Origin of the sequence: Flavobacterium sp. (genome assembly GCF_003525665.1) — a bacterium.
GTDB lineage: Bacteria > Bacteroidota > Bacteroidia > Flavobacteriales > Flavobacteriaceae > Flavobacterium.
The window spans coordinates 1-9,013 of sequence record NZ_DQDX01000196.1 but is presented as its reverse complement, the minus strand read 5'-3'; the positions used below and the strand labels follow the sequence as shown (position 1 = coordinate 9,013).

Annotated in this window: 11 protein-coding genes; 10 read left to right on the top strand and 1 reads right to left on the bottom strand. The window is 32.1% G+C overall.

Translation table 11 applies throughout. The features are described from left to right. The 10 genes from DIU01_RS13895 to DIU01_RS13850 all read left to right on the top strand — a co-directional run. Positions 1–785: threonine--tRNA ligase (locus DIU01_RS13895; protein ID WP_290835448.1), on the top strand; the 785-nt coding region annotated here is incomplete at its 5' end. A gap of 184 nt (positions 786–969) precedes the next feature. Further along, the gene (locus DIU01_RS13890; RefSeq protein WP_290835446.1) at positions 970–1,284 is read left to right on the top strand and encodes a heavy metal-associated domain-containing protein; all 315 of its coding nucleotides are present in this window, start codon (positions 970–972) and stop codon (positions 1,282–1,284) included. Positions 1,285–1,289: 5 nt separating this feature from the next. Continuing rightward, positions 1,290–1,955 (top strand): GTP cyclohydrolase I FolE, encoded by a 666-nt coding sequence (folE, locus tag DIU01_RS13885; protein WP_290835444.1) that lies wholly within the window; start codon positions 1,290–1,292, stop codon positions 1,953–1,955. Positions 1,956–1,961: 6 nt separating this feature from the next. Beyond that, positions 1,962–2,378, top strand: a complete 417-nt coding sequence (locus DIU01_RS13880) for a 6-carboxytetrahydropterin synthase (RefSeq protein WP_290835442.1) — start codon at positions 1,962–1,964, stop codon at positions 2,376–2,378. 68 nt (positions 2,379–2,446) lie between these two features. Then, complete coding sequence (locus DIU01_RS13875) at positions 2,447–3,661, top strand: GTP-binding protein (RefSeq protein WP_290835440.1); 1,215 nt, start codon at positions 2,447–2,449, stop codon at positions 3,659–3,661. 135 nt (positions 3,662–3,796) lie between these two features. After that, the gene (locus DIU01_RS13870) at positions 3,797–4,426 is read left to right on the top strand and encodes an ABC transporter ATP-binding protein (protein WP_290835438.1); all 630 of its coding nucleotides are present in this window, start codon (positions 3,797–3,799) and stop codon (positions 4,424–4,426) included. A 1-nt stretch (position 4,427) separates the two neighbouring features. Further along, positions 4,428–5,714 carry an FtsX-like permease family protein gene (locus tag DIU01_RS13865; RefSeq protein WP_290835436.1) on the top strand — a complete coding sequence of 429 codons (1,287 nt, stop codon included), beginning with the start codon at positions 4,428–4,430 and terminating at the stop codon, positions 5,712–5,714. Next, entirely contained in the window at positions 5,707–6,195 is a 489-nt protein-coding gene (locus DIU01_RS13860) for a hypothetical protein (protein ID WP_290835434.1), read from the top strand. Before DIU01_RS13865 ends, DIU01_RS13860 begins: the two co-directional genes overlap by 8 nt. Next, positions 6,196–6,885, top strand: coding sequence for a YjjG family noncanonical pyrimidine nucleotidase (locus DIU01_RS13855; protein WP_290835432.1), 690 nt, complete (start codon positions 6,196–6,198; stop codon positions 6,883–6,885). After that, the gene (locus tag DIU01_RS13850) at positions 6,886–7,614 is read left to right on the top strand and encodes a hypothetical protein (protein WP_290835430.1); all 729 of its coding nucleotides are present in this window, start codon (positions 6,886–6,888) and stop codon (positions 7,612–7,614) included. It begins immediately after the preceding gene. A gap of 22 nt (positions 7,615–7,636) precedes the next feature. On the opposite strand, the gene DIU01_RS13845 is transcribed toward DIU01_RS13850, so the two are convergent. Then, on the bottom strand, positions 7,637–8,914 hold the full coding sequence (locus DIU01_RS13845) for a replication-associated recombination protein A (RefSeq protein ID WP_290835428.1): 1,278 nt from the start codon (positions 8,912–8,914) through the stop codon (positions 7,637–7,639). Positions 8,915–9,013: the final 99 nt, after the last annotated feature.

The following is a 9,013-nucleotide window of genomic DNA, read 5'->3' as shown; positions in this document are numbered from 1 at the left end:
TTACTCAAGATGATGCTCATATTTTTTGTCGTCCTGATCAACTTAAAGAAGAGTTTTTAAAAGTGGTGGATTTAGTAAATTTAGTGTACTCTAAATTGGGCTTTACAGAATTTCAAACGCAAATTTCGTTAAGAGATCCTTCTAATAAACAAAAGTATTTAGGAACTGATGAAATGTGGGAATTAGCAGAAAATGCAATCATTGAAGCTACTCAAGAAAAAGGTATTAAAACCACTGCCAAAGAAGGTGAAGCGGCTTTTTATGGTCCAAAATTAGATTTTATGGTTCGTGATGCTATTGGGAGAAAATGGCAAATTGGCACCATTCAGGTAGATTATATGATGCCTGAAAATTTTGATTTAACGTATATCGGAAATGATAATGCAAAACATCGTCCAGTTATGATTCACAGAGCCTTATTTGGTTCTATGGAACGGTTTATTGCTTTGCTAATTGAAAACACGGGTTGTAATTTTCCTTTATGGTTAGCGCCTACGAAAATTGTTGTTTTGCCTATTGCCACAAAATATAATGATTACTGCGAAAATCTTGCAAATATAATAAACGAGCATTTCGATCTTCAAATAGAAGTTGATACTCGAGAAGAGAAAATTGGAAGAAAAATTAGAGATGCAGAAACACAAAAAATTCCATTTATGTTTGTGGTTGGCGAACAAGAGATGAATTCAAATTCGGTTTCAATTCGTGAACATGGTGTAGGAGATATTGGAATTTTAAGTTTAAATGAAGTAATGCAATTAATTACAGAAAAATTAAAAGTGTAATGATTTTAAGTGGTAAAGAAAATATTGAGAAATAAGAACAAGTAGAAATATACTAAAAAACTCAAAAGTAACTTCAGTTAATTTATCGTATTATTTCAATATAAAATTGTATGAATTGCTTGTGCGACTAAAATGAACTTGAATTCGGAATAATTAATCTAATAATAACTAAAAAATAACTAGGATGGTTTATATAAAAAAAACACTTTTAATTGTATTCTTTTTTCTTCTCGCTTCATGTACAGGCTTTAAAAAAGAAGAAAGAAAATTACAAAAAGGTAAAAATGATGCTGTTTTAGTTTTAGAAACACCTAAAGCAGGTTGTGAAAATTGTCAGCGTATTATTGAAGAAGGTTTAAATAAATCTTCTGGTGTAAAACAATCTATATTGAATTTGAATTTAAAAACAGTTTCTATTCTATACAATCCAATGGAAACTAATCCTGAAATTATTATAAACGAAGTAGCCTTATTATCAACTCAAATACCTTGTAAATAAAAATTATGAGTGAAGAAAATAAAAAACATGAAGCACAAGGTGAAATGCATCAAATGACTTCACTAGAAACTCCAATGCGTTCTGATGCTTTTGATAAAACCGATGATCAAAAAATTAAAATTATTCAAGAGCATTTTAAGATTATCATGGAAACATTAGGTTTAGATTGTACGGACGATAGTTTAAAAGGTACACCTTATCGTTTTGCTAAAATGTATGTTAAAGAAATTTTTTCAGGTTTAAATCCTAAAAATAAGCCTAAAATGTCAGTGTTTGAAAATAAATATGAATACAATAAAATGTTGGTGGAAAGCCATATAACGTTTAATTCATCATGCGAACATCATTTTCTACCTATAGTAGGCATTGCTCATGTTGGTTATATTTCATCGGGTAAAGTAATTGGCATTTCAAAAATAAACAGAATTGTTCAGTATTATGGAAAACGCCCTCAAGTTCAAGAACGTATGACGATGCAGATTTTTAATGAATTAAAAAAAGCGTTAGATACCGAAGATGTTATTGTTGTGGTTCAAGCAGAGCATTTATGCGTTTCTTCTCGTGGTGTTCAAGATAAAACTAGTTTTACTACTACTATTGAATATGGAGGAAAGTTTACAGATGTTATATTGCAGAATAGTTTTTTTAAATTGACTGAAAAAGAGAGGTAGTATTTTATGAAAACCACTATTTGTAGAGAAGTTCATTTTAATGCGAGTCATAGAATGCATAATCCAAACTGGAGCGATAAAAAAAATACAGAAGTGTATGGGATTTGTAATAATAGAAATTTTCATGGGCATAATTATAGGTTAATTGTGAAATTAACTGGTGAAGTTGATCCAGAATCGGGTTTTATTATTAATCTTCACGATTTGTCCACCATCATAAAAACAGAAATTGAAGATCGTTTTGATCATAAAAATTTAAATTTAGATTGTCCTGAATTTGAAAACAAAATGGTTTCTACTGAAAATTTTGCTTGGATAATTTATTTTATTCTTAAAGAGAAGTTGTCTGAAAAACTCAAAATAAAAGTTATTCTTTATGAAACGGATAGAAATTTTGTTGAGGTAGAAGAGCAGTTAAAATAAGCGCAACTATGTTGCTTTTAAATAAATTTTTTTTACATTTGCATGATAAAAAAAACGTAAGTTAATACATGAAAAAATTACCCGTAACAGTTTTATCAGGATTTCTTGGTGCCGGAAAAACCACATTGCTTAATCATATCTTGCATAACAAAGAGGGCTTAAAAGTAGCCGTTATTGTTAATGATATGAGTGAAGTAAATGTTGATGCTCGTTTAGTAAAAGATGAAATGACACTATCACGTACAGAAGAGAAGCTTGTTGAAATGAGTAATGGTTGTATTTGTTGCACATTGCGTGAAGACTTAATGCTAGAAGTAGAAAAATTAGCAAAAGAAAATCGTTTTGACTATTTATTGATTGAAAGTACTGGAATTTCTGAACCTATACCTGTAGCACAAACTTTTACATTTGTAAATGAAGAAGAAAATATAGATTTATCTCGTTTTAGTTATATTGATACAATGGTTACTGTTGTAGATGCTTTCAATTTTTTTAAAGATTTTGGAAGTGCAGAAACGCTAAAAGACAGAAAGGCATCTGATATTGAAAACGATGACAGAACTATTGTAAATTTATTAGTAGATCAAATAGAGTTTGCCAATGTTATATTGTTAAATAAAACTGATTTGGTTACCAAAAATCAATTAGATTTATTAGAAGCATCCATAAAGAAACTTAATCCAATTGCTCGTTTAATTCATGCGGAACACAGTAAAGTTGCTTTAAAAGAAATTATCAATACCGGATTATTCAATTATGAAGAAGCCGAAGCTTCGGCAGGATGGATTCAAGAATTAGAAGGAATTCATACACCAGAAACCGAAGAGTATGGGATCAATTCTTTTGTATATAGAAATGCTAAACCTTTTCATCCCTACAGATTTTGGGATTTTTTAAATGCTAATTTTCCAGCTACAGTTATAAGAAGTAAAGGTTTGTTTTGGATTGCTTCAAGACCAGATCAAGCATTCAATTGGAGTCAAGCAGGTGGTTCTTTAAAAGCTGATGGTGCCGGAATTTGGTGGGCTAGTATGCCGTTTTCTGAAAGGATGAAACATAGTAATTTTGCCGAAAATCAATCTATTATTGAAGAAAGATGGTCGCTTAATTTTGGTGATCGTCTAAATGAAATTGTTTTTATTGGTATCCAAATGGATGAAAAAATAATTAAAGAGCAACTCGATAGTTGTATTTGTAATGAAAGTGAATGTGAAGATTTTAAAAATGGCACATTTTCTAAAGCAGATCCTTTTCCAGTGCCAAGACAATATTTTAATAATTAATATTTGAGTTTTTTTCAAGTCTTTTGTAGGGAGATGTTTTTTGGTTAAAATAGATAGTAATCCCTACAAAAGCATGAAAAAATTTAACAAAATATTTGAATAGCATTTTATTAACTTGCACAATAATTTTTGGTTATGCTTCAAACAAAAAACATCACTTTTTTCTACAATAAAGAAACGCAATTTACCTTTCCAGAGTTGAAATGTAATGCTTCTGACACACTTTTAATTACAGGAAATTCAGGAAAAGGAAAAACGACTTTACTGCATCTTTTGGCAGGTTTGTTACGACCAAAAAACGGCGAGATTTCAATTGAAAATATTGATATTAGTTTGCTTTCAGAGAAAAAATTAGATCAATTTAGAGGAAAAAACATTGGTTTGATTTTACAACAATCACATTTTATAGCATCAATGACCGTTTTGGAAAATATTGTTTTAGCTTCTTGGCTAGCAACAGGTAAACAAGCAGTCCAAAAAGCTGAAAAGTTGTTATCTGAATTGGATTTAGATAATCAAAAGCACAAATTACCTTCTCAATTGAGTATTGGACAGCAACAAAGAGTTTCTATTGCACGAGCTTTAATAAACGAACCAAAATTACTTTTGGCAGACGAACCAACATCAAGTTTAGATGATGAAAATGCTTTCAAAGTAGCCGATTTATTAGAGAAATTATCCAAAGAATACAATGCAGCTTTGGTAATTGTAACACACGATTCTCGATTAAAAAATAAATTTTCTAACCAAATAAATCTCAACTAACATGATAGCAAAACTAGCTTGGAGAAACATTTGGTTCAAACCATTAAACACACTTTTGAGTATTATTTTATTGTCATCAAGTGTGGCGATAATTACGGTTTTAATTTTATTACAAAAACAATTTGAAGAGAAATTTTCGAGTAATATTGACGGTGTAGATTTGGTTCTTGGCGCACAAGGAAGTCCAATGCAATTGATACTTTCATCGGTCTATCATATCGATAATCCAACCGGAAATATTAGTTATGATTCGGCTAAAGTATGGATGAATCATCCGTTTATTGAAAAAGCAATTCCGTTAGCATTTGGTGATAATTACCGCGGATTTAAAATCGTTGGAACTAATTCAGATTACCTAGATAAGTATAAAGCCAAAATTGCAAAAGGGAAACTATTTGATAAAAATTTTGAAGTTGTTGTAGGAAGTGAAGTGGCTCAAAAATTAAGATTAAAAATTGGCGATACGTTTTACGGAACTCATGGCGATGCAGAAGAAGGCGAGGTTCACGAACATATTGATTATATAATTACAGGAATTGCCGCTCCAACAGGAAGCGTGATTGATAATTTAATTCTATCTAATATTCCTAGCGTGTGGCAAATGCACGGAAATCATGAAGATGAAAATCCGGCTCACGGTGAAGAAGGACACGTTCATGAAGAAGACGAACACGTTCATACCGAAGCTTGTAATCACGACCACGAGCATCATGAAACTGACATGACTTTGAACGAACCCAACATGGAAATCACAGCCGTTTTATTGAAATTCAGAAATAAAATGGGAATTGTAATGTGGCCAAGAATTATTGCTCAAAACACTAAAATGCAAGCAGCATCGCCAGCAATTGAAGTAAATAGAATTTTTAGTTTGTTCGGAATTGGATTAAAAGCTTTAGAATATTTGGCTTATGCCATTATGTTGATTTCTGGAATATCTATTTTTATTGCGCTTTACAATCGATTGAAAGAACGAAAATATGAATTTGCTTTAATGCGAATCAATGGCGCAAGTAGAGTACAACTTTTATCTTTAATTCTGATAGAAAGTCTTATTTTATGCTTCGTTGGATTTTTATTTGGAACAATTTTTGGTAGGTTTGCATTAGGATTTATTTCTAATTCTGCCGAAGACGATTTTAAAATGGCATTCAATCCAATGGAAATCGTTTGGGAAAAAGAATCCATTTTATTAATTGCAACATTAGTACTAGGAATCATCGCTGCGTTAATTCCGGCAATAAAAGCATATCAATTAAATATATCAAAAACATTAGCAAATGCATAACAAGTTTAAATTAGTCATCGTTTTATTTTCAGCTTTATTATTTTTCAGTTTTTCTGATAAAGAAAAGTCTATTTTGGATGCAACACCAATTTCAAAAGTTGTTGCTGGAGATACCATCACTTGGAAGTTATTAGGAGAAATCAAATTCAATACGAAGAAACATCCTAAATATGGCGAGGTTCAGTTTCCGGTTGTCAATGACAAAGTAAAATTGAGAGGAAAAAAGAAAGTGTATATTTCCGGATTCATTGTTCCTATCGACAATAAAAGTTATGCTTTGAGTAAAAACGTATTTGCATCTTGCTTTTTCTGCGGAAAATCAGGTCCAGAATCTATCGTTGGTTTGCACTTTAAAAACGGAACACCAAAACTAAAAACCGATCAATATGTAACCATTGAAGGAACTTTTAGATACAATGAAAACGACGTTGACGATTGGATTTATAACTTGGATAATGCCGTAATTGTAAAAGGAGATTAAATGTTTCAAGATAAAATCACCGATGTTTTTTTCGATTTAGATCATACGCTGTGGGATTTTGATAAAAATTCGGAATTGGCTTTTGATAAAATTTTTAAAGAACAATATCCAAAAATTGAAACCAAATCTTTCGTTGAAGTTTATGCGCCAATCAATCAGGCGTGTTGGAAGTTGTATCAATTTGACAAAATCACACACGAAGAATTACGTTATAAACGATTGAAAGATTCATTCGATAGTTTAAATTATTCAATTTCTGATGCTGAAATAGATCAGATGTCGAAAGATTATATTGCTTATTTGCCAGAAAATAATATTTTGTTTGATGGCGCAAAAGAAGTTTTAGAGTATCTAAAGTCCAAATACAAACTTCACGTAATTACCAATGGTTTTGCCGAAGTGCAGTATAAAAAAATCAATAATTCTGGTATTTCAGATTATTTTGCGACCATTACCAACTCAGAAATGGCCGGTGTAAAAAAGCCAAATCCCAAAATTTATCAGCATGCTTTAGATTTGGCGAAAGCCCAAAAGCATAACGCAATAATGATAGGCGATTGCATCGATGCCGATGTAAAAGGAGCATTAGATTTTGGAATTTCTGCCATTTTTTTCAATCCAGACAAAAAAGAAGTACCTTTAGCCGTAACATCAGTTGCTCATTTATCTGAGCTTAAAAATTTATTATAGATGAAAAAAATACTTTCAATTATTGCGCTTTTAGTTCTTACTTCTAATGTAGTTGCACAAGATTTAAACAACTATAAATATGCTTTAGTTCCATCAAAGTTCAGTTTTTCGCGAGAAAAAGATGAGTACCGATTGAATACTTTGAGCAAAATGTTCATGCAAAAATATGGATTTGAAAGTTATTTAGATTCTGAAATTCTACCATCTGATTTTGCTTCTGATAATTGCAACAAAGTTTATGTTGATGTTGTTGAAGATAATTCGATGATGATTACTAAAGTAAAAGTTGTTTTAAAAGATTGTTATAATCAAGTTTTGTTTACTTCTGATGAAGGAAAAAGTAAACTAAAAGATTATACGGCTGCCTATAATCAAGCTTTACGTGAAGCTTTTGCTTCATTTGAAAAACTAAATCATCAATACAACGGAAATGGTGTTACCCCAAAAAAAGAACCACAAGTTGAGACAAAAGTAGAAGTAAAAGTCACGAATTCAGTTACTTCAAATGTGGAAACTACTTTGTTTGCACAACCAATCAATAACGGATTTCAAATAATAAATGCCGAACCCAAAGTGCTTTATAAAATCTACAAAACTTCAACAAAAGATTTTTTTATCGCCACAAAAGGAACAACTCAAGGCGTTTTCTTTTCAAGAAACAACGAATGGTTTTTCGAGTACTATCAAAACGATAAATTAGTTTCAGAAAAAGTAGAAGTGAAGTTTTAAACTAATCACTATTCACTAATCACTAATAACCATACTTATCCTTCCAGCGATTTTTTAAAAATTCTCTCGTTCCATTTTCTCTAGAATTACTTCCTGGATCGTAGAATTTCGTTTCCCTAATTGCATCTGGTAGATATTCTTGCTCGCTAAAATTATTTGCGTAATTATGAGAATACTGATATTCATCGCCGTAACCTAATTCCTTCATCAATTTAGTTGGCGCATTTCGCAAATGAATTGGAACCGGTAAATCTCCAGTTTGTTTTACAACGGCTTGTGCTTCGCCAATTGCCATATAACTCGCATTACTTTTCGGAGAAGTTGCTAAATAAACCGCACATTGACTTAAGATAATTCTACTTTCAGGATAACCAATTGTAGAAACGGCCTGAAAAGTATTGTTTGCCATAATAAAAGCCGTCGGATTTGCATTTCCAATGTCTTCGCTTGATAAAATTAACATTCTTCTTGCAATAAATTTTACATCTTCGCCACCTTCAATCATTCTTGCCAACCAATAAACGGCTCCATTTGGATCACTTCCGCGAATAGATTTTATAAAAGCCGAGACAATATCATAATGTTGCTCGCCAGTTTTGTCATACAATACTGTATTTTGTTGCGCCAATTCCAAAACTTTTTCATTTGTGATCAAAATTTGACCTTCAGGGCTTGCGTTTACAACAAGTTCAAAAATATTTAATAGTTTGCGTCCATCGCCACCAGAAAGTCGCAATAAAGCCTCCGATTCTTTGATTTTTATTTTTTTAGACGAAATTATAGTATCCAATTTCATTGCTCGTTCCAAAAGTGCCAGCAAATCTTCCTTAGAAAACGGATTCAAAACATAAACCTGACAACGTGACAATAACGCCGGAATAACCTCAAAACTCGGATTTTCGGTCGTCGCTCCAATCAATGTAACCCAACCTTTTTCCACAGCTGCCAAAAGCGAATCTTGCTGCGATTTACTAAAACGATGAATCTCATCAATAAACAAAATCGGATTTTTAGCCGTGAACAATCCGCCACTTTGTTTCGCCTTTTCAATCACATCGCGAATGTCTTTCACGCCACTATTTATCGCACTCAATTCATAAAACGGACGATTACTTTGCTTAGCAATAATCTGCGCCAATGTCGTTTTTCCGGTTCCGGGTGAACCCCAAAAAATCATCGACGGAATCACGCCACGAGCAATCTGTTGCGTCAGCGAACCGCTCGGTCCAACCAAGTGCAACTGACTAATATAATCTTCTAATTTCTGCGGACGAATGCGTTCGGCTAAAGGTGCTTCCATGCTGTAAAATTACGTATTTAATTTTTTTGGAGCGAATGGTTCGGTCATTTTTTGCAATCCGTTTTCCTGCTTTCCGTTCCAATCTTTTATCAATTGCCT